Annotated in this window: 27 protein-coding genes; 2 read left to right on the top strand and 25 right to left on the bottom strand. The window is 44.2% G+C overall.

Going from position 1 to position 26,131, the window contains the following annotated elements; translation table 11 throughout:
• Nucleotides 1–18: 18 nt before the first annotated feature.
• From NYE22_RS09290 to NYE22_RS09270, 5 genes are all read right to left on the bottom strand, one after another.
• Nucleotides 19–882, bottom strand: coding sequence for a 3-hydroxybutyryl-CoA dehydrogenase (locus tag NYE22_RS09290; protein ID WP_049141225.1), 864 nt, complete (start codon nt 880–882; stop codon nt 19–21).
• 24 nt (nt 883–906) lie between these two features.
• Nucleotides 907–2,088: an acetyl-CoA C-acetyltransferase gene (locus NYE22_RS09285; RefSeq protein ID WP_049141222.1), complete on the bottom strand. Its 1,182-nt coding sequence runs from the start codon at nt 2,086–2,088 to the stop codon at nt 907–909.
• A 126-nt stretch (nt 2,089–2,214) separates the two neighbouring features.
• Complete coding sequence (locus tag NYE22_RS09280; protein ID WP_049141221.1) at nt 2,215–2,946, bottom strand: glycerophosphodiester phosphodiesterase; 732 nt, start codon at nt 2,944–2,946, stop codon at nt 2,215–2,217.
• Nucleotides 2,947–3,024: 78 nt separating this feature from the next.
• Nucleotides 3,025–3,645 (bottom strand): N-acetylmuramoyl-L-alanine amidase, encoded by a 621-nt coding sequence (locus NYE22_RS09275; RefSeq protein ID WP_010886565.1) that lies wholly within the window; start codon nt 3,643–3,645, stop codon nt 3,025–3,027.
• A gap of 14 nt (nt 3,646–3,659) precedes the next feature.
• Nucleotides 3,660–3,953, bottom strand: coding sequence for a lipoprotein (locus tag NYE22_RS09270; protein ID WP_003230284.1), 294 nt, complete (start codon nt 3,951–3,953; stop codon nt 3,660–3,662).
• Between the two features lie 307 nt (nt 3,954–4,260).
• Here NYE22_RS09270 and NYE22_RS09265 point away from each other — a divergent pair, with 307 nt between their 5' ends.
• Together NYE22_RS09265 and NYE22_RS09260 are read left to right on the top strand one after the other, a co-directional pair.
• Nucleotides 4,261–4,413 (top strand): hypothetical protein, encoded by a 153-nt coding sequence (locus tag NYE22_RS09265; protein ID WP_014480226.1) that lies wholly within the window; start codon nt 4,261–4,263, stop codon nt 4,411–4,413.
• 72 nt (nt 4,414–4,485) lie between these two features.
• Nucleotides 4,486–5,604: an NADH-dependent flavin oxidoreductase gene (locus tag NYE22_RS09260; protein WP_342412463.1), complete on the top strand. Its 1,119-nt coding sequence runs from the start codon at nt 4,486–4,488 to the stop codon at nt 5,602–5,604.
• 203 nt (nt 5,605–5,807) lie between these two features.
• Here the strand turns inward: NYE22_RS09260 and NYE22_RS09255 are convergent, their stop codons facing one another.
• The 20 genes from NYE22_RS09255 to spoIIIAE all read right to left on the bottom strand — a co-directional run bounded on the left by NYE22_RS09255 (nt 5,808) and on the right by spoIIIAE (nt 26,123).
• Nucleotides 5,808–6,095: a hypothetical protein gene (locus NYE22_RS09255; protein ID WP_342412462.1), complete on the bottom strand. Its 288-nt coding sequence runs from the start codon at nt 6,093–6,095 to the stop codon at nt 5,808–5,810.
• Nucleotides 6,096–6,106: 11 nt separating this feature from the next.
• A complete protein-coding gene (locus NYE22_RS09250) occupies nt 6,107–8,017 on the bottom strand; it encodes a glycosyl hydrolase family 28-related protein (RefSeq protein ID WP_161986193.1) in 1,911 nt (636 codons plus the stop codon).
• A gap of 605 nt (nt 8,018–8,622) precedes the next feature.
• Nucleotides 8,623–9,426, bottom strand: a complete 804-nt coding sequence (gene spo0A / locus NYE22_RS09245; RefSeq protein ID WP_003226427.1) for a sporulation transcription factor Spo0A — start codon at nt 9,424–9,426, stop codon at nt 8,623–8,625.
• 275 nt (nt 9,427–9,701) lie between these two features.
• Nucleotides 9,702–10,982 carry a SpoIVB peptidase gene (gene spoIVB, locus NYE22_RS09240; protein ID WP_103803304.1) on the bottom strand — a complete coding sequence of 427 codons (1,281 nt, stop codon included), beginning with the start codon at nt 10,980–10,982 and terminating at the stop codon, nt 9,702–9,704.
• 174 nt (nt 10,983–11,156) lie between these two features.
• Nucleotides 11,157–12,887: a DNA repair protein RecN gene (gene recN / locus NYE22_RS09235; protein WP_342412461.1), complete on the bottom strand. Its 1,731-nt coding sequence runs from the start codon at nt 12,885–12,887 to the stop codon at nt 11,157–11,159.
• 34 nt (nt 12,888–12,921) lie between these two features.
• On the bottom strand, nt 12,922–13,371 hold the full coding sequence (argR, locus tag NYE22_RS09230) for an arginine repressor ArgR (protein ID WP_014114358.1): 450 nt from the start codon (nt 13,369–13,371) through the stop codon (nt 12,922–12,924).
• Between the two features lie 97 nt (nt 13,372–13,468).
• Nucleotides 13,469–14,314 carry a TlyA family RNA methyltransferase gene (locus tag NYE22_RS09225; RefSeq protein ID WP_003230264.1) on the bottom strand — a complete coding sequence of 282 codons (846 nt, stop codon included), beginning with the start codon at nt 14,312–14,314 and terminating at the stop codon, nt 13,469–13,471.
• Nucleotides 14,311–16,212 (bottom strand): 1-deoxy-D-xylulose-5-phosphate synthase, encoded by a 1,902-nt coding sequence (gene dxs / locus NYE22_RS09220; RefSeq protein ID WP_015384069.1) that lies wholly within the window; start codon nt 16,210–16,212, stop codon nt 14,311–14,313. Before dxs ends, NYE22_RS09225 begins: the two co-directional genes overlap by 4 nt.
• Before the next feature lie 174 nt (nt 16,213–16,386).
• Nucleotides 16,387–17,277, bottom strand: coding sequence for a polyprenyl synthetase family protein (locus tag NYE22_RS09215; RefSeq protein ID WP_003230262.1), 891 nt, complete (start codon nt 17,275–17,277; stop codon nt 16,387–16,389).
• Nucleotides 17,267–17,521: an exodeoxyribonuclease VII small subunit gene (locus NYE22_RS09210; RefSeq protein WP_003226409.1), complete on the bottom strand. Its 255-nt coding sequence runs from the start codon at nt 17,519–17,521 to the stop codon at nt 17,267–17,269. Before NYE22_RS09210 ends, NYE22_RS09215 begins: the two co-directional genes overlap by 11 nt.
• A complete protein-coding gene (gene xseA, locus NYE22_RS09205; protein WP_015251733.1) occupies nt 17,518–18,864 on the bottom strand; it encodes an exodeoxyribonuclease VII large subunit in 1,347 nt (448 codons plus the stop codon). The genes NYE22_RS09210 and xseA overlap by 4 nt, the downstream gene beginning before the upstream one ends.
• Nucleotides 18,865–19,001: 137 nt before the next feature.
• Nucleotides 19,002–19,853: a bifunctional methylenetetrahydrofolate dehydrogenase/methenyltetrahydrofolate cyclohydrolase FolD gene (gene folD, locus NYE22_RS09200; protein WP_003230259.1), complete on the bottom strand. Its 852-nt coding sequence runs from the start codon at nt 19,851–19,853 to the stop codon at nt 19,002–19,004.
• A gap of 11 nt (nt 19,854–19,864) precedes the next feature.
• A complete protein-coding gene (gene nusB / locus NYE22_RS09195) occupies nt 19,865–20,260 on the bottom strand; it encodes a transcription antitermination factor NusB (protein ID WP_003230256.1) in 396 nt (131 codons plus the stop codon).
• Between the two features lie 263 nt (nt 20,261–20,523).
• Nucleotides 20,524–20,931 carry a fatty acid biosynthesis protein YqhY gene (yqhY, locus tag NYE22_RS09190; protein WP_014480235.1) on the bottom strand — a complete coding sequence of 136 codons (408 nt, stop codon included), beginning with the start codon at nt 20,929–20,931 and terminating at the stop codon, nt 20,524–20,526.
• 20 nt (nt 20,932–20,951) lie between these two features.
• Entirely contained in the window at nt 20,952–22,304 is a 1,353-nt protein-coding gene (gene accC, locus NYE22_RS09185; protein ID WP_003230253.1) for an acetyl-CoA carboxylase biotin carboxylase subunit, read from the bottom strand.
• 11 nt (nt 22,305–22,315) lie between these two features.
• Complete coding sequence (accB, locus tag NYE22_RS09180) at nt 22,316–22,795, bottom strand: acetyl-CoA carboxylase biotin carboxyl carrier protein (RefSeq protein ID WP_003230252.1); 480 nt, start codon at nt 22,793–22,795, stop codon at nt 22,316–22,318.
• Between the two features lie 155 nt (nt 22,796–22,950).
• Complete coding sequence (spoIIIAH, locus tag NYE22_RS09175; protein WP_003230250.1) at nt 22,951–23,607, bottom strand: stage III sporulation ratchet engulfment protein SpoIIIAH; 657 nt, start codon at nt 23,605–23,607, stop codon at nt 22,951–22,953.
• The gene (spoIIIAG, locus tag NYE22_RS09170; protein ID WP_014477307.1) at nt 23,608–24,297 is read right to left on the bottom strand and encodes a stage III sporulation protein AG; all 690 of its coding nucleotides are present in this window, start codon (nt 24,295–24,297) and stop codon (nt 23,608–23,610) included. It abuts the gene before it with no gap.
• Nucleotides 24,290–24,910 carry a stage III sporulation protein AF gene (gene spoIIIAF, locus NYE22_RS09165; RefSeq protein ID WP_003230233.1) on the bottom strand — a complete coding sequence of 207 codons (621 nt, stop codon included), beginning with the start codon at nt 24,908–24,910 and terminating at the stop codon, nt 24,290–24,292. The genes spoIIIAG and spoIIIAF overlap by 8 nt, the downstream gene beginning before the upstream one ends.
• Nucleotides 24,911–24,923: 13 nt before the next feature.
• A complete protein-coding gene (gene spoIIIAE, locus NYE22_RS09160) occupies nt 24,924–26,123 on the bottom strand; it encodes a stage III sporulation protein AE (protein ID WP_003230230.1) in 1,200 nt (399 codons plus the stop codon).
• Nucleotides 26,124–26,131 lie beyond the last annotated feature (8 nt).

Here is a 26,131-nt window from a genome sequence, read left to right as displayed (position 1 = left end):
CCCCGGATGGAATAGACTTTAGGAAGTCCTCTCCTCATAGTCATAAAAACCGCGTCCGCTCTTTTTGCCAAGCCAGCCTGCTTTGACATACTTGCGGAGCAGCGGGCAAGGACGGTATTTGGAATCGCCAAGGCCTGAGTGAAGAACTTCCATAATTGATAAACACGTATCCAGTCCGATAAAATCCGCTAATGCAAGCGGACCCATCGGATGATTCATGCCCAGCTTCATCACTTCGTCTATTGCCTCCGGCTTCGCCACTCCCTCATACACGCAATAAATGGCTTCATTAATCATTGGAAGAAGCACACGGTTGGAAACAAACCCAGGAAAATCATTGACTTCTACCGCTGTTTTCCCCATCTTTTCCGCTAATGCCATAACATCTAAGGCCGTTTCTTCTGATGTAGCCAAGCCGCGAATCACTTCAACCAGCTTCATTACAGGGACGGGATTCATAAAATGCATGCCAATAACCCGTTGAGGCCGGTTTGTTACAGCAGCGATTTCTGTAATAGGCAAGGAAGATGTATTGCTGGCCAAAATCGTATGAGACGGGCAAATGCGATCAAGTGTTTTAAACATCTCAGTTTTTGCCGCCATGTTTTCTGCGATAGCCTCAATCACAATGTCCGCATGCTCTGCCTCCTCAAGCGTTTGAGAAATCGAAATGCGGCTGATTACGCTCTTCACTTCCGTCTCGGTCCTTTTTCCTTTCTCAGCATCACGGGCCAGCTGTTTCTTCAGCCGTTTCAATCCTGCCTCCGCGGCCTCTGGATTCACATCATACATCCGCACATAAAAGCCCGCGTCGGCAGCTGTTTGAGCAATTCCGCTTCCCATCTGACCTGCGCCAGCTACCATGATTTGTTTGATTTCCATTCAAATCCCCTTTTTCATCATGTTTTAATGAACCTGCACTAAGACGGCGTCTCCCTGTGCTGCCCCGCTACAAATAGCGGCAACGCCCAGACCCCCTCCCCGTCGCTTTAATTCATAAACAAGCGTCATGAGAATTCTCGCACCGCTCGCGCCGATCGGGTGGCCGAGCGCGATCGCACCGCCATTTACATTTACTTTTTCAAGATCGAAACCTACGATTTTTTCACATGTCAAAACAACTGAAGCAAAAGCTTCATTTACTTCAAACAAGTCAATATCTTGGACAGTTAAACCGTTCTTTTTCAGAAGCTTGTTAATGGCAAATCCCGGCGCTGCCGCCAGCTCGTGCGCTGGCATTCCCGTAGTTGAAAAACCAAGAATTGTAGCCAGAGGCCGTTTGCCAAGCTCAGCAGCTTTTTCCTCAGACATCAGCACGAACGCGCCGGCTCCGTCATTGACCCCAGGAGCATTGCCGGCTGTGATAGAACCGTCACTTGCATAAATAGGAGCAAGTTTCGCGAGCTGATCCAGACTTGTGTCACGGCGAATCGCTTCATCTTTATCAACAACGTTTGGTTTTCCTTTTCGACCGATCCAGTTGACGGGAACAATTTCATCCTGAAACTTCCCTTCATCGGCGGCCTTAGCTGCCCTTGCATGACTTCTCAACGCCCATTCGTCCTGCTCTCTTCGTGAGATTGCATATTCCATGGCAGCTGTATTTCCGTGAACAGCCATGTGCACCTCGTCAAATGCGCACGTTAATCCGTCATACACCATTAAGTCCCTAAGCTCGCCGTCCCCCATCCGTGCTCCCCAGCGCCCGGCGGGAACGGCATACGGAATATTGCTCATGCTTTCCATTCCCCCCGCAACAAGTATGTCCGCATCCTGCGCCCGAATCATTTGATCACATAAAGTGACAGCGCGAAGGCCGGAAGCACAGACTTTATTCAGTGTTTCTGACGGCACACTCCAAGGCATTCCCGCCAGACGGGCAGCTTGACGGGAAGGTATCTGCCCTGAGCCGGCCTGGACAACCATGCCCATGACGTTTCCTTCTACATCATCTCCAGAGACTCCAGCCCGTTGCAGCGCCTCCTTCATCACAATGCCCCCAAGCTCAGCAGCTTTCACCTCTTTCAAAACTCCGCCGAATTTGCCAAATGGAGTTCTTGCAGCACTTACAATGACTGTTTTCCTCATGGTTTCACCTCATTCAGAAGATAGACAGCGCTTACAATTTCTAGTTGTCTTCTATGAATGTATGCTTTGAAACGGGCATGAATGAATGAAAAAAGAAGGCTGCATCAAACAGCCTCCTTCTAACAACTATTCATTTTTCAGCAATGCCGAAGCCTTTTCTGGAAAGTCGGTAAACATGCCGTCTGCTCCCGCTTCAATGAGACACTTCATATCTTCCGGACGATTGACTGTATACGGCCTTACCTTAATCGAACTGTTCCTCATTTTCTTCAGCACTTCATCTGTGACCCCTGGGCTGTTTAACTTCGGGTGATAGCCGGAAGCCGGAATAGACGCGATATATCGATCTGCCTGATAAAGCACATCTGAAGTTAATACTGCCCGTTCGATATGCGGCGCAAGCCGGGAGCATAGCGCCAAGCTGTCATGATTAAACGTGGATAGGATGACTCTGTCCTCTACATTGAATCGCTTCACTGCCTCCAGCACTTTTTCTTCCATTCCCTCATAGCGGATCACGCTGTTTTTTAATTCAATGTTGATGAGAAAATCCTTTTTTACCGCCCACGAGAGCACATCTTCTAGCAGCGGCACTTTTATATCGCTGTACGCTTGATCGTGACCAGCGGCCGCATTCGCAGTCTTCACCTCATCATAGGCTGTATCCTTCACGAATCCTTTAAGTGATGTCGTGCGATTAAGTCTTTCATCATGAATCACAACAATGCGTCCGTCTTTCGTCAGCTGTACATCAAGCTCTATCCCATCCGCTCCGGCTTCAATTCCTTTTTCAAATGCAAGCATTGTATTTTCGGGAAATTGACCTGATGCCCCCCGGTGGGCAAAAATCTTTGTCATCGTTTCACCTCAAACCCTAAAGTTTTCTCCATTATACTTATTTTGTCGGCTCCACTCTAGGATTAAGGCTGTATCAATCTACTGATCATAATAAGAATCAATGCCGTTGACAATCGCATCTGCGGCCTTTTGCTGGTATTCTTCACTTCCCAGCTTGTCCGCATCAGAACTGTTAGTGATAAACCCAAGCTCCGCCAACACACTTGGCATTTGTGAATATGTAATGACGTAAAAGTCTGATTCTTTCACGCCCCTGTCTCTCGTTTGTAAGGATGAAACGAGCTGTGACTGAATATCGGATGCCAGACGCCGGCTGTTCTCCCCTTCATAATCAGATTGAAAATACGTTTCTGTTCCTGAAGCTGAAGCTACCCCTGAATTCACATGGATGCTGACAAAAAGGTCAGCCTGATTGGCACTTGCCTTAGCCACTCTTTCCTCCAAGGTCAGAAAATGATCGTCAGACCGGGATGCAACAGGATTGGCTCCCTCCTCTTTTAGTTTGTCTGTCACATGCTCTGAGACAGCCAAATTAATATCCTTTTCAAAGAGCCCGTTTCCGACCGCTCCACTGTCTTCACCGCCGTGTCCGGCATCAATATACACTGTTTTCCCTTCTATCGGCTCTGCTGCCTGTGCACAAGGCGCGAGCGTCAAAGCCAATCCGCACAGCGCCAAGCTCCTCCATAACATTCTCAACTTACTCCCTCCGGTCACGAGTTCTTTCGCAGCTGAATATCTTCCAGCTGTAAAGTTCCATTATCCTTCTTTGTATATTTCACCAGGACATGTGTCTGATCTGGCAGTGATTCACATTCATCACGTTTATCCTTCGGAACTTGTATCATGGTTTCTTCTCCATTAAGAGAAACCGCAATCGTATGAGGATCAGCCGAGCCAATGTATTTTCCCTCTTCGGTAAACCTTGGCACTGAGTCATCCGCACTTGCAACACTGCACCCCGAAAGAAAGAGCGCAGTAAACAGCAAAAGAACCGTTTGTTTCACATGACCACCTCTTCCTGATGTTTGGCTTTTATCTTTGACCAGAATGGCGAATTTGTAAAGACAACGCGAATGCAGGCGAGCAAGTTCCATGATTTTCAAAAGGGCTATACGACCCGATCATTTCCTGTTGTTAGAAAGATAACGAGCAGATTTGTCTATGAGGATGGCTCTAATTGAGGCGTCAATTAGAAAAAATTAGCGGAAAGAAGCAACTTTTTATTCATTTTAAAAAATTTGAGAATAGGGTGAGCAAATCGTTTGACGGGTGGGTCAGCCAAGCGTAACCTTTTAAAGGATATTTACTTTATTGAAAGAAGTTAAAGCCATGAAAAAATTCGTTCTGCTGCTGGCGGCAGCTGTCATCACATGCTCCATCGGCCACCAAATCAGCGGCGGCTACAAAGGCCCCGAAAAAGAGCGGCGAAAACATCACTCTGCACTCAAGATATTCAGTCGGTAAAGCAGATCAATTGCATTAATTTTTACATATAGGCTAGAATATGTGCGAATCCAAACGAAAGAAGATGATCAAATGAATCCTAAGTATAAGCCTCTGTTTGAACCATTTACGTTTAAAAGCGGCGTTACAATCGACAACCGGATCGCAGTAGCACCGATGACTCATTACGCTTCTAATGAAGACGGTACAATATCTGAAGCGGAGCTCGACTACATCATCCCCCGTTCAAAAGAGATGGGAATGGTGATTACAGCCTGCGCAAATGTTACACCGGACGGAAAAGCATTCCCCGGGCAGCCGGCCATCCATGACGATTCCAACATTCCAGGTTTAAAAAAGTTAGCACAAGCCATTCAGGCACAAGGCGCTAAAGCTGTTGTACAAATTCATCACGGCGGTATTGAGTGCCCGTCTGAGCTTGTTCCTCAACAAGATGTTGTGGGGCCAAGTGACGTGTTTGATAACGGCAAACAAATTGCTCGCGCATTAAAAGAAGAAGAAGTGGAAAACATTGTGAAGGCGTTTGGAGAAGCGACAAGACGTGCCATTGAAGCGGGCTTTGACGGTGTCGAAATTCACGGTGCAAACGGCTACTTAATTCAGCAGTTTTATTCTCCGAAAACCAACCAGCGCACGGATCGCTGGGGAGGAAGCGCTGAAAAACGATTAGCCTTCCCGCTCGCTATTGTCGATGAAGTGAAAAAAGCCGCTTCAGAACATGCGAAGGGTGCGTTCTTAGTCGGATACCGCCTGTCCCCGGAAGAACCTGAGACACCGGGATTGACAATGACTGAAACTTATACGCTTGTTGATGCTTTAGGGAATAAAGAATTGGATTATCTTCATATCTCACTGATGGACGTGAACTCAAAAGCGCGCCGCGGTGCAGATCCGACTCGCACACGCATGGACTTATTGAATGAACGTGTCGGAAACAAAGTGCCGCTGATCGCCGTCGGTTCCATCCATTCCGCTGATGACGCGCTTGCCGTCATCGAAAACGGTATTCCGTTAGTCGCTATGGGACGCGAAATTCTAGTTGACCCTAACTGGACGGTAAAAGTAAAAGAAGGCCGTGAAAAGCAAATCGAAACAGTGATCAAAGGCACAGATAAAGAAAAATATCATTTGCCTGAACCGCTATGGCAAGCAATTGTGAACACGCCAGGCTGGGTGCCTTATAAAGATTAATGTGCAAAGACTGCCGAATCGGTACGGCAGTCTTTTTTCCCTTCCCTAAACAAAATTGTCTAAATACAAGCAGGATATGAAAGCAAAATCAAGTCCGAAACAGTATGGCTCAACAACACGTCACTTTATCTCTTAATCTATATATAAGAAATTCTAAAGTATTTATAGGTGGGCAAAACCGACATCAAAACTAAATATAGATACTACCTATCAACATTTTCAGTTTTTTTTGCAGGAAGTAATTCAACTGCTTCCGTTAGTTGCTTTAATTGTATTCGCAGATCTACAATTTCTTGCTTTATACTGGTTTGCTTCTCAAATTTAACACGGTTGCCATTGCCATCTTCCAGATATACATTTTTAAGATTAACACCCTCTAGCAGAACAGCTCTGCTACCATCCTCTCTATAAGCAGTTACATTGTTACTGTCATCAGATAACATTGCTGAAGCAACCTCAATTCTTTCATTTCCCATCACGAGAAACAACACAGGATCACCCCTTATATAACGTCTTTTGCGTCAGTCTTTGAGTCTGAAGAATTATCGACAATGCCTCCGACTGTCCAACTTCCCCGGCAGTCATTACCGTACCGTATAACTTCACTAACCGAACTTGTTATATAAATCCCAGCCCGTGCAAGAGTCGAAGCTGTTGTGATTGGTCGGCACATATTGCCCGCAAGTAAAATCCGCTTTGATCCATTAGCAATCCGGATTGCTTCATATACTCCATGTTCTGTGTGGCCAGCACCTGTTATGAGATTCCCAGTGATAACTGAAGCCTGGACTTTAGATTGTTCTATACCATAACGTTTGGGTTCACAGATAAGGTTCCCATTAATCAATAAATCAGAACACTCTCCAAACGCTGCTATGGCATCTCTTCCTACAAAGTTAATTTGATTTCCACCTGAAACATTAATGCATGTACAGTCATTCAGCCTTATCCCATCTCCTGATGCGTCTAATATTTGGTTAGTAGCTATAATGCCTCCGAAAACTGCATCAAGCCTTATACCCGCTTGGTTTGATCCACCAACCGCGTTTATTATATTTCCGGAGATAACTACATTATGGACAATACCTTCATTATTGAAAAAACCTCGTATATAAATTGCTTCGTTCTCAATTGTATTATAGATTCGATTATTATGAATCGTTACATCTCTGAAATCCTGAGACTTCGATAACTGTTCAAAATTATCATTAAGGGTATGACCAGGATTTGTAGGATCGATTGCGCTGATGGTGATCCCATAGTGACAGTTTCGCAGAGTGTTTCCAGAAATATTTGTTGCATTCCAGTTGTATCCCCGTATAGCCCATCCTGTGGTTCCGTCAAACGTATTGTCATAAATCGAAATATTTTCATGCCAATATCCGATTGTCGATGAGTGAGAACCAACGCCACGAGGCCACGCTTGCGTTCCCGGAGTTCCTGACGCTCCAAAATAGCATCCTGTGATTACACCATCTTTACATATAGTAAAATCATATCTTCCAAATGGACCAAATACTCCCGGGCGTTGCGCTAAGTCTATCTGGATGGCCTCCGAAAATGAGCGTGTACCGTCCGGATCAAAGAACCCGAGAAAATTACAGTGGAAAGCACCGAATCTATGACAAGAGTTAAATTCAATCCCATGATAGCTTCGAATATCTTTAAACGTGACATTCTTAACGTAAATATCTCTCCCATGTCCAAAAGAAAAGCAATTTGACCCTCTCTCGATTTGCAAGCCCCGGCAATCCCACGTCCCCCCGTCTATAATTATATTTCCATTTCCTTCATAACCGCTATATTGTACATTACCATCTCCATTTACACCCATATGATCACCAAAGTAGTTAAGAAGGGTTGCATCTTTTGCAATAACTAACGTATTCTCCCAAAAGACAAGAGGCGCTTCTAATTTAAAAGTACAGCCTTTCGGTATATAAACTCGAACACCCTCGCCATTTTTAGCAAGATTCAGAGCAGCCTGAATAGCTGACGACGCATCAGTATTTCCTGTCGGATCTGCACCAAAATCTAGAACATTAACTTCTGGTAATAATTCTAATCGTTTATATAATTTCTCTAAGTCATAATCCACGCGGTCCTTGGCAGTTGAGTGTGTTGTTGAATCTAAAGCAACGCGAAGATCTACAACTTCTTTCACATCAGTTCCATCATGATTGACAACTAAATTGGTGAATCGTGTATCTAAGTTGTCGATCCGATTACCTACATCAAATATTCCGTGAGATATCTGACGGGAATCGTGTGATCTTATTGAGCTTTTATGTGCGTTAAGTTCTTTCGTCACATCTAAAAAGCCGCGCTCAATCTCTTCGAAATTTTCGTTGAGATTGTTACGGAAGATTCGATCAAATACAGCTCCGACCCGTTTTAAAAGCACGTTAGCCATACGTTGTCCCTCTTTCCAATTAATATATTTAATTTTTGCGTATTGAGCGATAGGGTATAAGTACCTTAAGCGAAGTGCAAAATCACAAAACTATTTATGATACTGCAAAGATATGTGCCGACTTTTTGTCAATAGACGAAAAGTTAAAAATCAGTTGCAACGTATTCTATTTTTAAGCTCCGCTATACTAATTCATTATTATAAAATTGTGCTCAGTAATTTATATGTCATTAAGATTCAATTTATACTAGTTACACACTACTCGGTAATTTAACGTTTTATTTCCAGGACTTAAAAATTGATATGAAAAATTTTTGTGGACACAACAATACATAAGTTTATCTCGTTTAATACATTAAAAAACTAATTAATTGCTTGTTTTGAGAAGTTATTAACAATGAGGTTTTTTGGCGAGCTTTTTTAAAAATTAGTCCGCAGTTCACTATATAGAAACTTTCAATCACCGCAAATTTATCTCTCAAAGTTGGTTTGCCATTATCATAACGTCTCCTTTACTAAATTCCGACACCAGCAAAGAAGACGCAAAAAAAGATATGGCATTATGCTCGATTTTAGTGGGGGCTCTAAGGGATTAATCCAAATAGTTAGCTAGCCTTATGTTCTAATCTCAGCTTATCCGCAACCATTGCGATGAACTCCGAATTTGTCGGTTTAGCTTTTGTCATGCTGACAGTATAACCGAACAACGAGGAAATGGAATCAATGTTTCCTCTGCTCCATGCCACTTCAATTGCATGGCGGATCGCTCTTTCTACACGGCTTGCGGTTGTGTTAAATTTTTTGGCGATGTCCGGATAGAGGACTTTTGTAATGCTGCCGAGCAATTCGATGTCATTGTATACCATTGAGATTGCTTCGCGCAGATAGAGATAGCCTTTAATATGGGCTGGGACGCCGATTTCATGGATAATGCTTGTGATGCTCGCGTCGAGATTTTTCTTCTTTGGTTCAGGCTGGCTGCTGCGTATAATACTGCTTTGCGATGATGGCGCACGATGCGTCACACTGCTGGCATTTCCGCTGACCTGGCGGATATGGCCGACAAGGTTTTCCATATCAAACGGTTTGAGAATAAAGTAGGACGCGCCTAAATCGACGGCCTTTTTCGTGACATCTTCCTGCCCAAAGGCTGTCAGCATAATGACATTCGGCTGTTTTTTCAGATCTGATTCCCTCAGCCTCTCTAAAACCGCAAGTCCGTCTAAATGCGGCATAATAATATCTAATACGAGCACATCGGGATCTTTTTCTTTAAACAGCGACAGGCATTCCTGTCCGTTATAAGCAACGCCGATCACTTCCATGTCTTCCTGTCCTTCTATATATTCACTTAACAGGCTTACCAGCTCTCGATTATCATCAGCAACACAAACTTTAATTTTCTCCACGTTTCTTCCTCCCCAAATGTAGTTAACAGGATTCACCCTTGCTACATGTTTACATTCGACAAAACCGCTATATACCCTCTAAAAAAATCATAATCACCAATATTAGTGGCATATCTTTGTTATTCTATGTTTTTCTCTGTTTTTCGACTAAAAATGAAATTTGACAAACAAGGAAACGTGAATTTGTCGAAAAATCTTCTTTTGTATATTTTACCGTATGTATTCTGAGAAGTGAAGAGGGATCAAAATAAAAAAACTGCCGGAAACTCCGGCAGTCAACTTGCTTTTTCTTTTCCATAAATATCGATTCCTGCTTCTGACAGCATCCATTCAATATGAACACCGTAGCCGCTTGTCGGGTCATTTACAAATACATGGGTGACAGCACCGATCACTTTTCCATTTTGAATAATCGGGCTTCCGCTCATCCCCTGTACGATGCCTCCTGTTTCTTTCAACAGCCTTGGATCGGTAATTTTCAACACCATTCCTTTTGTCGCAGGGAATTTTTGCGGCGTTGTGCTGACGATTTCAATATCGAATTTTTCTACTTTGTCATCATCAATAACGGTTAAAATTTCAGCCGGCCCTTTTTTGACTTCGGTAGAAAACGCAACCGGCAATGCTTGATCTGATATGTTGTTTTGAATCGGCTGATGCAGTGTGCCGAAAATCCCAAACGGGCTGTTTCTGTTAATATCCCCGATCGTTTTGCGTTCTGAGGAAAATCGCGCCAGTTTTTCTCCCGGATTACCGCCTGTCCCTTTTTCAATTGATGTTACAGTGGATTTAACGATTTCTCCATTCTCCACTACAATTGGTTTCTTTGTGTCCATATCGGAAATCACGTGGCCAAGTGCTCCGTATTTTTTTGTTTTCGGTTCATAAAAGGTCATAGTGCCGATGCCGGCAGCAGAATCTCTGATATATAACCCGATTCTGTATTTGCCTTCTCCTTCATCCTTTTCTGGGATCAGCTTCGTTTTGATTTTCTGTTTATCACGTTTGATCAGTAAATCTAAAGACTCACCAGTTTTCCCAGCCTTTTGAATAAATGGGGCTACATCATTCATTTTTTCAATTTTCTGTCCATTCATCTCAATAATGATGTCGCCCGCTTCAATTCCGGCCGTTTCTCCCGGAGATTTTTTGCCTTCACTTGTATTGATTTGATGAAATCCGACGACAAGAACACCGACGGAATGAAGTTTTACACCGATTGATTGTCCGCCAGGTATAACTTTTAAATCAGGAAGAACGTGCACTTTTGTTTTTTTAATTGGAAATCCGGCAAGATCGTATACTAATTCTGACTTACCTGATTTTTTGCCCGTCACCTTGATTTCATGCGGATCTTTCTTTACTGTAAACGCTTCTGAGGATTCTGATGTCTGAGCGTTTACCGATAAACTCGTTTCAATCGCTTGTGTTTGGGTTTCAAATACTCTCATTTGCGTTGGAATCAGTAAATATTCTTTTAGCGGTTTGCATAAACCTACACTTAATAACGAAACAAGGAGAATTAAACCTACTGCTTTTCTGATGTTATCGGGCATTCACTACTTCACTCTCCTCGCTCCTATCCCACACCTTCTTTATGACTTGCTGCTACATCATTTAATTTTGCCTTCTGACGGCTTATTTATAACTGTCATATGAAGAAAAACATTGGATATACTGATGAACGAATGGATGCGCACGAAAAAAATAAGCTGCGCTTCTCGCGCAGCTTACCCAGTTGTTTTGACTTGATCCGCTTGTTTTAAAAGTTCTTTCGCATGGCGTTTCGTTAAGTCGGTTACTTCGACACCTGCAATCATGCGCCCGATTTCCGCTACCTTTTCCTGCTTAGAGAGCGGCTTGACACGTGTCGTCGTTCTGCCGTCTTTTAACTCCTTCGCAATATAAAGATGCGTATCGGCCATGGCAGCCACCTGAGGCAGGTGTGTAATGCACAGCACTTGTGAACCTATTGACACCTTATGGATCTTCTCAGCGATTGCCTGTGCGACCCTGCCGCTTACACCGGTATCAACCTCGTCAAAAATGATCGATGTCACATCCTGTTGTGAGGAAAAAATGCTTTTTATGGCAAGCATCACCCGTGACAGCTCTCCACCTGAAGCGACTTTCGAAAGGGATTTCAGAGGCTCGCCTGTATTGGTTGAAATTAAAAACTTCACAAGGTCAATCCCTTGTTCAGTCAGCTGAACGGGCTGGCCGTTTACAATCGGCGCCTCTTCATTGCGTGACACTGTTCTGACCTTAAATTCCGTATCAAAAGTTGATTTTTCCATGTACAGGCTTTTTAATTCCCGATGAATCTCACCAGCCAGCTTTTTCGCCCATGTTTTTCGGATTTGTGAAACATTTGCCGCTTCCACTGCGACATCTTTGCCGACGGAGTCAAGCTCCTTTTTCAAGCTTTGAAGGTGGCTGTCCCTGTTTTCAATTTGGTCAATCTCTTCTTCAATTTTAGAAGCATATTCCAAAATGTCTTCAACAGTGGCACCGTATTTTCGTTTCAGCTGTTTGATTTCATTAAGTCGCATCTCAATATAGTTCAGGCGTTCTGGATCAAATTCAAGCTCATCCAGCATATTTCTCATCTGAAATGTGGCATCCTCAAGCAAATAGTAGGAGTTCGAAACACTTTCAGACAGTTTTTTCAGCGGTTCGTTAATATCAGATATATCTTCAAGCTGCGCTGATGCCATTCCAACCCAGTCCAATCCGCCCTGCTCACTGCGAAGCGCGTTATATGCATTTTGCAGCGACTCATATATCTTCTCAAAGTTTGAAATTTGCTGGCGCTCTTCTTGGAGCTGTTCATCTTCGTTAAGCTCAAGCTTTGCCGATTCGATTTCTTCGAGCTGAAATTGAATAAGATCAAGACGATGGGCCATTTCCTGTTCGCTTTCAGAAAGCTGCTTAAGCTTTTTGAGCAGCTTCATATACCGCTGGTATCCTTCCTGATACGTTTTGAGCGCGCTTTCCACTTCGGCCCCGGCAAACTTGTCCAAAAGCTGGAGATGATTTTCGTCTTCCATTAACAGCTGGTTATCGTGCTGCCCGTGAATATCTAATAAAAGCCTGCCGATCTCTCTTAGCGAGGCAATCGTGACAAGCTTGCCATTGACACGGCAAACGCTTTTCCCGCTCGTGCTGATATCCCTTCTCATGACGATCATTTCGTCTGAAACGTCGATTCCCTGCTCAGCGCATACGCCTAAAACAGGATGGCCGCTCTCCAACAGAAACAGCCCTTCAAGTTCGGCTTTTGCTTCCCCATATCTAACAAATTCAGATGATCCGCGGCCTCCGACTAAAAGAGAAATGGCATCTATGATAATGGATTTGCCGGCTCCGGTTTCTCCTGTTAAAACCGTAAGCCCGCGTTCAAAAGAAACCGTCAGTTCCTCAATAATGGCAAAGTTTTTAATCGATAGTTCAGCTAACAAACAGCATTACACCTCTTATCTTTGTTAGATTCTGTTACAGCAGTTCAAGCAGTCTGTTTTTTACACCGTCTGTATCTTCAGGAGTCCGGCAAATAATTAAAATCGTGTCATCTCCGCAAATGGTCCCCATAATTTCATCCCAGTCCAAATTGTCCATCAGCGCCCCGATTGCCTGAGCATTGCCCGGCATCGTTTTCAGTACGATCATATGGCTTGCAGAGTCTATTTTCACAAATGCGTCCATCAAGGCCCGCTTTAGCTTAGACAGCGGATTGAAACGCTGGTCCGCCGGAAGACTGTATTTGTAAGAACCATTATTTGTAGGCACTTTTACAAGGTGAAGTTCTTTAATATCCCGTGATACCGTGGCTTGCGTTACTTTGTATCCATCCTGCTTTAGCATGTCGACCAATTCATCCTGCGTTTCGATTTCATTGCTTGTAATGATCTCTCTGATTTTAATATGCCTCTGGCCTTTGTTCATGTAAGCACCTCTATTTCCAAGCTTATCTGTTCTTTTATGTTATATGATTCTCTGCACATTGTACATGAATGCAGAAAAAAGGAATAATAGCGCCCTATTATTCCGGTACATCTGCTTTTTTTTCTTTTAACGTCTTATGTGCTTCTTCTACAACGCGCATGATCTCTTCTTCCGGCAGCTCCTGGCCTTCCTGTCCCTCTCCCGGCCAATGCAAATGAAGGAGAAACTCAATATTTCCGTCTCCTCCCGTGATTGGAGAAAATGACAAGCCTTTACAGATATAGCCTTCAGCGGCAGAAAAACTGATCATTCGCTTGAGCACATCAGCATGCACTTTAGGATCTCTGACAATCCCTTTTTTGCCGACGGATTCCCGTCCCGCTTCAAACTGAGGCTTAACTAGAGCCATGCAGTCGCTGCCCGGTACGAGTAAAGTCCTTAGGACAGGCAGGATGAGCCGCAGTGAAATAAAGGACACATCAATTGTGGCAAACTCCGGCATGCCCTTTGTAAAGTCTGCCGGTGTTGCATAACGAAAGTTCGTCCGTTCCATCACGACGACCCGTTCATCCTGTCTAAGCTTCCATGCAAGCTGATTATAGCCTACATCCACAGCGTATGACTGTTTAGCTCCATTTTGCAAAGCGCAGTCCGTAAAACCGCCGGTGGAGGAGCCAATATCAATCATAATTTTATCTTTGACAGAGACGGGAAATTCCTTCAACGCTTTTTCGAGCTTTAAGCCGCCCCTGCTCACATACCTCAGCGGGTTTCCTTTGACAGTTAACGGAAGGTCGCGGTCAATTTTTTCTCCAGGCTTGTCCAAGCGGTTTTCGTTTGAATAGACGATCCCCGCCATAATGGCTCTTTTGGCTTTTTCACGCGTTTCCGCCAGCCCTCTTTCCACTAATAATACATCTAATCGTTCTTTCTTTGACGTCATGATCCAATTCCTTTGTGTGTCTTTGGCGGCATCAGTAATCTAATACGATTTGCCACCTGCTGTTTTGTCAGTCCAATTTCCTCAAGAAGCGCTGTTACACTTCCGTGTTCAATAAACCGATCAGGTATACCCATTCTGTCGATCGGAGTATGATATTCCCCTTGATCATGAGCGAATTCTAAAATCGAGCTTCCGAAACCGCCTTCTAAGACCGCTTCTTCAATTGTTAAAATTGGCAAGCCTTCTTTTAGGATACTCTTCATCATCTTTTCATCAATCGGCTTAATAAAACGCGCATTCACAACGCGCACGGAAAGGCCTTCTTTCTGCAGCTCTTCGGCTGCTTCAATCGCCATTTCGATTGTTGTGCCGAATGTTAAGATGACAGCATCGTTCCCCGGACGCAGCACCTCCCACGTACCGATCGGAATCGTTTTCAACTGTTCATCCATTTTTACGCCGAGTCCGTTTCCGCGCGGAAAACGCATCGCTATCGGGCCTTCGTCATAGCTAAGTGCTGTATGAACCATGTGCTGGCCTTCATTTTCGTCTTTCGGCATCATTAAGACCATGTTTGGAATGTGGCGCATAAACGCAATATCAAACACGCCTTGATGTGTCTCTCCATCAGCGCCAACGAGTCCTGCACGGTCAATTCCAATAAACACATTGGCGTTTTGGCGGCAGATGTCATGGACAACTTGGTCATATGCCCTTTGCAGGAAGGTTGAGTAAATCGCCAAAAACGGCTTCATACCCTGCATTGCCATAGCTGCCGCCATCGTTGCGGCATGCTGTTCTGCGATTCCTACGTCGAACATCCGGTCAGGGAATTCCTTTGCGAAACCTTCAAGCTTTGAACCGACAGGCATAGCCGGCGTAATGGCTACAATGCGTCCGTCCTCGCGCGCCATTCGCTGCACAGTTCCGCTGACAAGACCGCTCCACGAAGGAGCTGCGGCTTTCGGCTTTACAAAGTCACCGGTATTAATTTTATATGGTCCGGTACCATGCCATGTCCCAATCGTATCGGTCTCAGCCGGTTTGTACCCCTTCCCTTTTTTCGTGATGACATGCAGAAGAACAGGGCCTTTCGTTTTTTTGGCGTATTGAAGATTCTCAATCAGCTCATGATAAGAATGTCCGTCCACTGGGCCCAAATACGTAAAACCGAGCTCCTCGAAAAACATTCCGGAGACGAGCATGTATTTCAGGCTGTCTTTGACTCGTTCCGCCGTGGCGGCAAGCTTGCCCCCAACTGCCGGAATCTTTTTAAATAAGTATTCAAGCTCATCTTTAACCCACTGGTATTTCCCCGCAGTACGGAGCCGTCCGAGCATAGAGTGAATGGCACCGACATTCGGCGCAATACTCATTTCATTATCATTAAGGATGACAATCATGTCTTTTTTCTCGTCGCCGATGTGGTTAAGGGCTTCGAGCGCCATTCCGCCGGTCAGCGCGCCGTCACCAATGATCGGAATAATATATTCATCCGTTCCTTTAATATCACGGGCAGCTGCCATTCCCATCGCGCCTGACAGAGAAGTCGAGCTGTGCCCGGTTTCCCAAACATCGTGCTCGCTTTCACTCCGCTTTGGAAATCCGCAAAGCCCTTTGTACTGGCGAAGCGTCGCAAATTCTTTTCCGCGTCCTGTCAGCAGCTTATGGACATACGATTGATGGCCTACATCCCATAAAAATTTGTCTTTCGGGCTGTTAAATTCCTTATGCAAAGCAATAGTAAGCTCTACGACACCTAAGTTTGGGCCGATGTGGCCGCCGGAAGCGGATAAACTTGTAATTAAAAACTGACGGATTTCATCACTTAATTTCTCTAATTCATCAATGGACATGTTTTTTAAAAACGACGGGTCCTGTATTGATAAAAGATCCAAAGCGGATCAACTCACTTTCAGCATGAATTTCTGCAATAATACATGTCTTTTGCATGCCGAGCTGACAATAATCTCAGACATAAAAAAAGACAAACGCGCTTTTCCTTTTCATTTTTCATATAAACTGCTTACATTTTACCATATCTCGTGCAGCCGCTTCAAATTAGGATCGTTTTAGTGATCTCTTGCCGCAATTAAATCACAAAGCTCATATAAAAGGTCTTTTTGAAGAGAGAGTCCGCCGATCAATCGCTTCGCCTCTTTTATATGAACATCCAATTTATGTTTGGCCCCTTCCAATGAAAGAAGCGACGGGTATGTCGATTTGTCATTTGTGGTATCCGAGCCGACACGTTTGCCGATTTTCTCTTCACTGCCTTCTAAATCTAAAATATCGTCTCTGATTTGAAATCCGATTCCAATGTGGCTGCTGAAGGTACGCAGTGTTTCAATGTCTTCCTCAGGCGCATCAGCCAAAATAGCACCGGCGATTACACAAAAGCCAAGGAGCTTGGCAGTTTTCCGTTCATGAATGGATTCGAGCTCTTCAAGCGTGACTTGTCGGTTTTCCGCTTCCATATCAGCTACTTGCCCACCGACCATGCCTTCGGTGCCTGCCGCTGAAATCAGTTCATTCACAAGCCGCAGGCGCTTTTCTGCTGACACCTCGTCTGACACGTGGGAGGTAATCAGCTTAAAGCTTTCTGTGAGCAACCCGTCACCCGCTAATACTGCCGTCGCTTCACCAAACACTTTATGGTTTGTCGGCTTCCCACGGCGCAAATCGTCATCATCCATGCATGGAAGATCATCATGAATTAACGAATACGTGTGAATCATTTCGACAGCACAGCCCACCGGAATGCCGTCTTTTTCGCTTTTTCCATATGCGTTTAAAACAGCCAGTACAATCAGAGGCCGCAACCGCTTTCCGCCGGCCTGTAGAGAATACAGCATAGACTTCTTTAATGAGTCCGGCATATCAAGCTTTTCTGTATAGACAGAAAGCTGATTTTCAATTGTTTTTTTCCGGTCCGCCAGAAAGCTCGTTAATTTATTTGTCACCTTCGTCTTCCTCCTGAACACTGAAAGGTGCCAGTTCGCCGTCTTCTTTTAAAATGAAGTCCATTTGCTTTTCGACTTTTTGCAGCTTTTCATGGCACATTTTTGACAGAGCCATGCCTTCTTGGAAATAGTTAATGGCTTGCTCTAGAGGCACATCTCCCTCTTCAAGCTTTGATACAATGCTCTCAAGCCCTTTCATCGCTTCTTCAAATGTCATGTTTTCATTTTTTTTCACGTCTGTCATTTTTCTTCCCCTCTCTTTTCTAATACTTCACAGGTCAGCACGCCATCCTTCAGCTTGACTTCAAGCCGGTCCTGCTCTTCTATTTGACTGACACTTTTAATGAGTTTATCTTCTTTATAAGCCAAGCTGTATCCTCTCTCCATCACTTGAAGAGGACTTAGTGCATTCAGCTTGCCAAGAACGGTTTGAAATTGGGAATGCAGCTGCTTCATTTGGATATTCATATTTTTTCTCAGCTGATTTGTTTGTTCCTGGTATCGTGTTCTTGCTTGTTTCAGCTGTTCATGAGGATGCAGTGCCTCTAATCTGTACGTTTCACGCTCCAGCTGTCTGCTTTTCCGATCTAAAAGAGCGGTCAGCTGTGCTTGAAACTGCTGGTACGCGAGGTCAAACTGCTGCTCTTTTTGGGCATACAAACGCTTTGGAAAACGAAAGGCATAGGACGATTGCAGCGTTTGTATCCGTTCTTTTTTCTGGCCGAGATGCTGCTGCATTGCTCTTGTCATTCTGACTTCCGCTGTTTTTGTCCGTTCGATTAAATCAGTGGTATGAGGCACAGCAATCTCAGCTGCTCCTGTCGGCGTCGCAGCTCTGATATCGGCGACAAAATCACTGATCGTAAAATCCGTCTCATGTCCGACTGCCGATATAATCGGAATATTGGAAGCAAAGATGGCGCGTGCTACAATTTCTTCATTGAATGCCCACAGTTCTTCTATCGAACCGCCGCCTCTCCCGACAATTAATACGTCGCAAATCTCTTTTTCATTTGCCTCTTCAATGCGCGTAACGATGGATCTGCTCGCATTTTCACCTTGTACGAGCGCTGGAAGAACAATGACTTTTACAAGGGGATATCTTCTTTTTAGAGTTGTAATAACGTCTCTGACAGCGGCACCCGTTGGAGATGTCACAACCCCGATTGTGGCTGGAAATGCGGGGATTTGTTTTTTGTAGCGGTCGTCAAATAAACCTTCTCCGGCAAGCTTCTTTTTTAATTCTTCGTACGCTAAATAAAGCGCTCCAACCCCGTCAGGCTGCATTTCTTTGGCATATAATTGATAGTTTCCGCTCGGTTCATATACGGAAATTCCGCCTCTTACCAGCACTTTCATTCCGTTTTCAGGTTTAAAAGGCAGACGCTCGCTTTGTCTCGCGAACATCACCGACTGCATTCTTGCGTTTTCGTCTTTTAAAGTGAAATAAATATGCCCTCGTGTGTGTATCTTTACATTCGACAATTCGCCTTTAATCCAAATATTTTCAAGGTGAGGATCTACATCGAATTTTCGTTTTATATACTTTGTCAGCGCTGAGACGGTCACATACGCTGCTTCACCCATGTCTAAAAACTCCTCTCCTAAGCATTCCTGCACCATAACTAAAGAAAACCCGCCCTGGCTTTAGGAGCCTGAAGAAGCGGGTATCGTGCTCATATTCAAGGCGGGCAAACATTTCGCCTGTGAATATCTCCAATTATCTATGATAACGTACGTTTCGCAGATTTAACAGTATTATGCGCAAGCATCGTGATGGTCATCGGACCTACTCCGCCCGGAACCGGCGTGATGAAGGACGCTTTTTCCTTTGCCCCTTCAAATTCAACGTCTCCGCAAAGCTTTCCGTTTTCCAGACGGTTAACGCCGACGTCAATGACAACAGCGCCCTCTTTGATCTGGTCTGCACTGATGAAGTTGGCTCTGCCGACTGCCACCACCAGGATGTCCGCTTTTTTCGTATGTTCAGTAATATTTTCTGTTCTTGAATGACAGTAAGTAACCGTCGCGTTTTCATTTAATAAAAGCTGGCCGACAGGTTTGCCGACAATGTTGCTTCGGCCGACTACAACAACCTCTTTACCGGAAAGGTCAATATTGGTTTTCTTCAAAAGCTCAACAATTCCATGAGGCGTGCAAGGAAGAAACGTATCTTCGCCAAGCAGCATTTTCCCTACGTTTAACGGATGAAAACCGTCTACATCTTTATCAGGGGAGATACGTTCGATCACCGCTTTTTCAGAAATATGGTCTGGGAGCGGAAGCTGAACGAGAATGCCATGAAACTCAGGGTCTTGGTTATATTGATCAATAATGGAAAGCAGTTCAGCTTCTGTGAGGCTGCTGTCAAATTGATCGAGCTTGAAATTCATTCCCATTGTTTCTGCCGCTTTTTTCTTTCCTCGCACGTAAGAGTGAGAAGCAGGATCATCTCCAATCAAAATAACCGCCAGTCCGGGAGTGACGCCTTGCTTTTTAAGCTCTTCTACCTCTTTTGCCAATTGTTCGCGTTTTTCTCTAGCCGTTTCTTTTCCGTCGATGATTGTTGCAGTCATTTTCTTTCCTCCTATGATTGTTCAATATCAGATTTAATGTTAGAAAGAACCCCGTTTACAAACTTTGTCGCTTTGTCATCACCAAACCGTTTTGCCAGCTCAATCGCTTCGTTCATGGAGACATTCACCGGAATGTCTTCGGCATATGCCATTTCATATGCTGCCAGGCGCAAAATTGCACGGTCAACATTGGCAATCCGATCGAGCTTCCAATTCACCAGATGCTTGGAGATCATTTCATCCAGCTGGTCTTGGTGTTCCAATACCCCGTGTACAAGCTGTTCAAAGAAAGGATCTGTTTTTTCTTCATCCAGTGCGTGTTCTATGGCTTCATTCACTGCAATATCGCTGACATCAATTTGAAATAGTGCCTGCAAAGCTTTTTCTCTTGCTGTTCTTCTTTTCATTTTCTTTCTCCTTTGATCCTCTTTATCCGCTTGTCGTTAAGCCACAAAGAGATCATAACATATTTTTTTCGTATCCGCATATTGAAATCAAGGTTTTTTTACCCTATTACCGAATATTTTCACACACCTTAATATGATTATTCGGATTTCACGTTCATGAAGAAACTCGGCTATGTAAGCCGGCTTTCTTCATGCTTTGAAATAAAGGGTAACGTGTAAAAAAACCAAAGGGCCGCCCTCCCCTTGGTTTCGTGTTAAGCCATTTACATTTCTTCGTCGATTTGGACTTCTTGGGCTTTTGTGTCAAATTGAATGCCGACGATGTGAATATTGATCTCGTTAATCGAAAGAGACGTCATATTTAATAAGGTTTGACGAATGTTTTCCTGAACGGATGCTGCAACTTTCGGAATCGAAACGCCAAATGTAACGACACAGTATACATCGATCGTAATTCCGTCTTCCGCCAGGTCGACTTTGACACCTTTGCCATGATTCACTTTGCCAAAGCGCTCAACGACGCCTGTCGCAAAGTTTCCGCGCATTTCGGCAACCCCATCAACTTCTGATGCTGCAATGCCGGCAATGACCTCAATGACCTCCGGTGCAATCTCAACCTTACCCAAATGCGTATCTTCGTGATCCATTTTAAGCAAGCTGTTGTCTTTCATTCAATTCACCTCCGTAAAAATTATGAGCCCATTACATCATATGTTTCTAAAAATTTCGTATTAAACTCTCCGCTCACAAATGTTTCGTGTTCAAGCAGTTTTAAATGGAAAGGGATTGTTGTCTCAATGCCTTCGATGACGAATTCGCTCAATGCGCGCTTCATGCGGGCAATCGCTTCATCCCTCGTTTTTCCGTATGTGATGACCTTTGCAATCATGCTGTCATAGTACGGTGGGATGGAATAGCCAGGGTACGCAGCTGAATCGACACGGACACCAAGACCGCCAGGAGGCAGGTACATTTTAATTTCACCAGGTGACGGCATGAAATTTTTACTTGGGTTTTCTGCGTTGATTCGGCATTCGATGGCCCAGCCTTCAAATTCAACATCCTCTTGCTTGAGGCTCAGTTCCATTCCTGATGCCACTTTGATTTGTTCCTTGATCAGGTCAGTTCCCGTCACCATTTCTGTGACTGGGTGCTCTACCTGAATTCTCGTGTTCATTTCCATGAAGTAATAGCGCTGTTCATTGTAGTCATAGATAAATTCAACTGTTCCAGCACCTGTATAGCCAACCGCTTTTGCAGCCTTTACCGCTGCATCTCCCATTTGCTCCCTGATTTCTGAATCAAGGGCAGGAGATGGTGATTCTTCCAAAAGCTTTTGCAGGCGTCTTTGGATCGAGCAGTCGCGTTCGCCCAAATGGATCGTATTTCCGTAGTTATCAGCAAGCACTTGGATCTCAACGTGGCGAAAATCTTCTATGTATTTTTCGATGTATACACCTGGATTTCCGAATGCAGTTGCCGCTTCCTGCTGTGTAATCTTAATGCCATTAATCAGTTCCTCTTCAGTGCGGGCAACCCTAATTCCTTTTCCGCCTCCGCCTGCGGTGGCTTTTATAATTACAGGATACCCAATTTCATTAGCAAGCGAAACCGCTTCTTCCACATTTTCTATAATTCCCTGTGAACCCGGTACGATTGGCACGCCGGCCTGTTTCATCGTTTCCCGCGCAACGTCTTTTGTTCCCATTTTTGAAATGGCGTCAGCGCTCGGGCCGACAAACGTGACATTCACTTCTTCACATAATTCAGCGAAATCAGCATTTTCAGCTAAAAATCCGTATCCCGGATGAATGGCGTCCGTGCCAGTCAGCTTTGCAACACTCACAATATTTGTAACGTTTAAATAGCTGTCTTTTGATGCTTTCGGTCCGATACAAAAAGCTTCATCGGCCATTTGAACATGAAGGGCATCTTTATCAGCTTCTGAATAAACAGCGACAGTCTCAATTCCGAGCTCTCTGCAGGCTCTGATGATTCTGACAGCAATTTCTCCTCTGTTGGCGATCAATAGCTTTTTAATCATGTTCAGTCTCCTTACTCCGCTTTTACAAGAAATAGAGGTTGTCCGTATTCGACCAGCTGGCCGTTTTCTACTAATACTTCAACGATTTCGCCTTTCACTTCTGCTTCGATTTCGTTGAAAAGCTTCATTGCTTCTACAATGCAGACAACTGTGTTTTCATTTACTTTTGAACCGGCTGTTACATACGGGCCAGCTTCCGGTGATGAAGAAGCATAAAATGTTCCTACCATTGGTGAAGTGATTTTATGCAGATTCTCATCTTGCTTTGGTGCTTCTTGGGCAGGTGCCGCTGCTTGCTGCGCTTGCGGCTGAACTGCCTGCGGAGCCTGTGCTTGTACAGGTGCTGCCGGTGCCTGCTGCATGACTTGAACCGTGCCTGCTTCGTGTTTTTTCAGTTTTAAGGATACACCTTCATTTTCATATACGAATTCGTCAATTGTAGACTCGTCAATTGCTTTAATCAGCTCGTGGATTTCTTTGATATTTAACATTCAATCGCACTCCTATGTATGAAATTTCTTTTTTATAGGTTACTACTAAAAGTACATACTATGTTCATCTTACAGGAGCGGACTTTTGAATTCAACTCTAATATGACAGCAACGCAAAAAGCCCGCTTGTTTAGCGGGCTTCTTTTTCCTCTTTCTTACTTGGATGGTTCAAATGTGACAGCGACATCTTTCATTGTTTTGATTTCTTTTGCCACAAGGTCTATAATGGCTGTCGCCTTCGATTTGGAGTGTTTGTCTGATTTGACTGTAATATTGATTTTATCTCCTTCAGCATTAACAAGCGCATCCTCGTAACCTTGTGTTTTAATCAGCGTTTCAAGCTGTTTTTCTGTTCCTTCCACTTCACTGAGAGCCGTCATTTTATCGTATGCTTCGCTTTTCTCCTTGGCTGTTGCATCATCGCTTGACACAATGGCATTCAGCTCTTCTCTTTCTTTGCTTCTGGCATCTTCTAAATCAAGACGGTACGTTGTAAACAGATCATCATCGGCTGTTTCCGTAACAACAGTTCCTTTTTCACTGGCTTCAGCGGATGTTTCCTTGTCTGCTGATGAATCTTTCGTTCCCTTTGTTCCATCTTCTTTTCCTTTTTCAGTTTCTGTACCGCTTTTTTCCTTCGTGTCTTGCTTGGCAGGCGCTTTTTCAGTTGCGACCTCTCCGCTGTCAGACGCGCTTTTTTCACTTTGCATCTGCACGGCGTTTTTGCTTTCCGGCGACATGATATAGTAGACGCTTAACACCACGACAAGACTGAGCATTGTTAATAGCCAAACGGTTTGTTTTTTAAGCATTTATGAATCCTCCTTTATTTTTTTAGGGGCAACCGCAACCCGGTGGCTTGGAACATCCAGGACCCGTGTCACCGCTTCGATAATGGTTTGTTTTATTTGAACGTTGTCCACTCCTTGAGCAACAACGAGTACACCGCGTATATCAGGTTTTTTCGTTTGGACGACGACAGGTGTTTCTTTATCGCCGTTTTTGATCATGACGATTTCTTCCTCCGATGTTTGGTCTGTAACGCTTCTTGTTCCGCCTTCTTTGTCAGTTTCTTCGGTGGTTGTATTTTTGTTTGATTTGTTTTTTTCGTATACTTTCAGCGACGTTGCATCTACATTCACGACAACCGAGACATCGTCCACACCAATGATTGTTTCAAGGATTTCTTTCAGCTGATTTTCGTATTCTTTTTCATAGTCATCGATCGAGTCTTTAGGTTTATCAGATTTTGAGGCTTTAAACACTTCAGCTGTTTTCTCTTTGCTGTCTGCGGAATGTTGTGATGATACGGCCGTTATCGTTTTGGCGTTTTCAGTTTTCTCAGGTGAAGAAAACAGCTGGCTGACAAGCATAAAGGAAACTCCGAGAACAAAAACGAATAGAAAGTAATGATATTTGGTCAGCTTCGGCTTTTCGCCGTCCTTCGTTTGTCCCGGAAGAAACTGCTTTTTCAATACATTCCATAATCCGTTTTTATTCATTGCCGACACTCTCCCCGCCTTCCATATGAACCGTAATTTTCTCACTTCCGATTTCCCAAATGTCCGCGAGCTGCGTTTGTATCTGTTTGGCTTCTTTTTGTTCGGCTGCTTCTTTTGTTACGTATGCATGATCTGTATCAATGTGGACCGGCGCGACCGTTTGGACCGTTTTTTCAGAAGACGGGGCCATATACACGCTGATTGTTTTAATATCCTCTTCTGAATCTACCTTTTCTCCTGCCGTGAGTTTGATGCGGCCTACTTTATATTCATCATGACTGAATCTCTCCTCCGCTTTCTTTTTTAGTTGGACAGCCATTTCTTCTAGAATATATGCGCGCTGGGAAGCTTGTATTTCTATTTTTTTTGAATTGATTTGATTTTTTATGTCGGCAGACTCTGACTGCCCGTTTTTTGTGAGGTATTCAAAGATGACTTCGGGGTCTGTCTTGAAAAGTTTAAAAATCGGCGTAAGCATGACGACAATCAAGAGCAGGCTGACTACCATTTTTGCGTACTTTTGCATGCTGGAGCTCGGCAGCAGCATATCAATCACAATTGCAAATAGGATAAACAACACGATGGTGGTAAGCCATTCCGTTAAAAAACTCATTCGCCTGCCTCCTTCATTTCATCATCATCGTGAGGTTTCCGGCTGTGATTATGACAGTAAGGCTTAAAAAAAACATGAGAGACACAATGGCGAGAGCTGCAAAAATATAAATGACGCTTTTGCTGATGACGTCGAGGCAGGTGATGACGGGCCCGCCTCCTAGCGGCTGAAGAATCGCGGCTGCCAGCTTATAAATAAAAGCGAGGGAAAGCACTTTGATTGCCGGAAATGCCGCGATACAGATCAAAATAGCGACACCGAGAATCCCTACCGTATTTTTCAGCAGTAAAGAGGCGCTGATTACTGTATCTGTTGCGTCTGTAAACATTCGGCCAAGCACAGGAATAAAATTTCCGGTTATAAATTTAGCCGTCCTGAGCGTAATGCCGTCTGTCACTGCAGCTGAGGCTCCCTGAACAGAGATGACGCCGAGAAAGATGGTAAGAAAAACAGCCAGTGCTCCGATGGCGATATTTCTGAGCAGGTTGGCCAGCTGCGTTACTTTGTATTGTTCAGTCATCGTGCTGACAATGCTCAGAATCGCTGATAAAAAAATCAGCGGCATGACGATATTCTGAATCAAGAGACCGCTCGTGTTCATCAGGAAGAGGATAACAGGATGAAAGAAGGCAGCAGATACAGCTCCGCCTGAGGAAGCCAAAAGCGCCAAGAGGAGCGGAATGAGCGCCAGGATAAAGCTGGTCATCGTCTGAATCGCCTCAGTTGCATAGTTAATTGCCACATGAAAGCTATTAAGCGCAAGGATAATCAGCACCATGTACACAATTGAGTAAGCGACCTTACTGACGGTGCTTTGCTGAAAAGCATTTTGCAAAAGCTGCAGAATGACGCAAAAAATCGTGAGCAAAATCAATGTGCCCAGCAGCTTTCCGTTGGCAAGCACTTCATGAAACAAATAAGAAAAGAGAGCTTTCAGCCATTCTTGCGGTGAGAATGATTTATCGCCATTGATAAACTCCATTAAGCTGCCTTTTTGGCTTTCCGGCAGCAGTCCGCCGTATTCTGTCATAATGTCATTCCAAAATTCCCCGATCTTATCTGTTTCAAGCGAGGCTGCTGTCCTTTCCGCTAATTGCTCGGCTGTTTCAGCATGGTCTTCCGTTTGTTCTGCATTACCAGCTGCTTGTACAATTTCTGCACGGCCTGCTATGATCAGCACGGCCAAAAGCAAAACCCATTGAAAGCGCTTCAATCTACCAC

The organism is Bacillus sp. FSL K6-1560 (assembly GCF_038592935.1).
Classification (GTDB): Bacteria; Bacillota; Bacilli; order Bacillales; family Bacillaceae; genus Bacillus; species Bacillus subtilis.
This window is presented reverse-complemented; position numbering and strand designations above follow the sequence as displayed.

Coding starts and splice junctions, on each gene's coding strand:
- NYE22_RS09290 (WP_049141225.1), bottom strand. CDS start 882: ATGGAAATCAAACAAATCATGGTAGCTGGCGCAGGTCAGATGGGAAGC.
- NYE22_RS09285 (WP_049141222.1), bottom strand. CDS start 2,088: ATGAGGAAAACAGTCATTGTAAGTGCTGCAAGAACTCCATTTGGCAAA.
- NYE22_RS09280 (WP_049141221.1), bottom strand. CDS start 2,946: ATGACAAAGATTTTTGCCCACCGGGGGGCATCAGGTCAATTTCCCGAA.
- NYE22_RS09260 (WP_342412463.1), top strand. CDS start 4,486: ATGAATCCTAAGTATAAGCCTCTGTTTGAACCATTTACGTTTAAAAGC.
- NYE22_RS09250 (WP_161986193.1), bottom strand. CDS start 8,017: ATGGCTAACGTGCTTTTAAAACGGGTCGGAGCTGTATTTGATCGAATC.
- spoIVB (WP_103803304.1), bottom strand. CDS start 10,982: ATGCCCGATAACATCAGAAAAGCAGTAGGTTTAATTCTCCTTGTTTCG.
- argR (WP_014114358.1), bottom strand. CDS start 13,371: ATGAACAAAGGCCAGAGGCATATTAAAATCAGAGAGATCATTACAAGC.
- NYE22_RS09225 (WP_003230264.1), bottom strand. CDS start 14,314: ATGACGTCAAAGAAAGAACGATTAGATGTATTATTAGTGGAAAGAGGG.
- NYE22_RS09210 (WP_003226409.1), bottom strand. CDS start 17,521: ATGACAGACGTGAAAAAAAATGAAAACATGACATTTGAAGAAGCGATG.
- xseA (WP_015251733.1), bottom strand. CDS start 18,864: ATGGGTGAAGCAGCGTATGTGACCGTCTCAGCGCTGACAAAGTATATA.
- folD (WP_003230259.1), bottom strand. CDS start 19,853: ATGACTGCAACAATCATCGACGGAAAAGAAACGGCTAGAGAAAAACGC.
- nusB (WP_003230256.1), bottom strand. CDS start 20,260: ATGAAAAGAAGAACAGCAAGAGAAAAAGCTTTGCAGGCACTATTTCAA.
- yqhY (WP_014480235.1), bottom strand. CDS start 20,931: ATGAAAGACAACAGCTTGCTTAAAATGGATCACGAAGATACGCATTTG.
- accC (WP_003230253.1), bottom strand. CDS start 22,304: ATGATTAAAAAGCTATTGATCGCCAACAGAGGAGAAATTGCTGTCAGA.
- accB (WP_003230252.1), bottom strand. CDS start 22,795: ATGTTAAATATCAAAGAAATCCACGAGCTGATTAAAGCAATTGACGAG.
- spoIIIAH (WP_003230250.1), bottom strand. CDS start 23,607: ATGCTTAAAAAACAAACCGTTTGGCTATTAACAATGCTCAGTCTTGTC.
- spoIIIAG (WP_014477307.1), bottom strand. CDS start 24,297: ATGAATAAAAACGGATTATGGAATGTATTGAAAAAGCAGTTTCTTCCG.
- spoIIIAF (WP_003230233.1), bottom strand. CDS start 24,910: ATGAGTTTTTTAACGGAATGGCTTACCACCATCGTGTTGTTTATCCTA.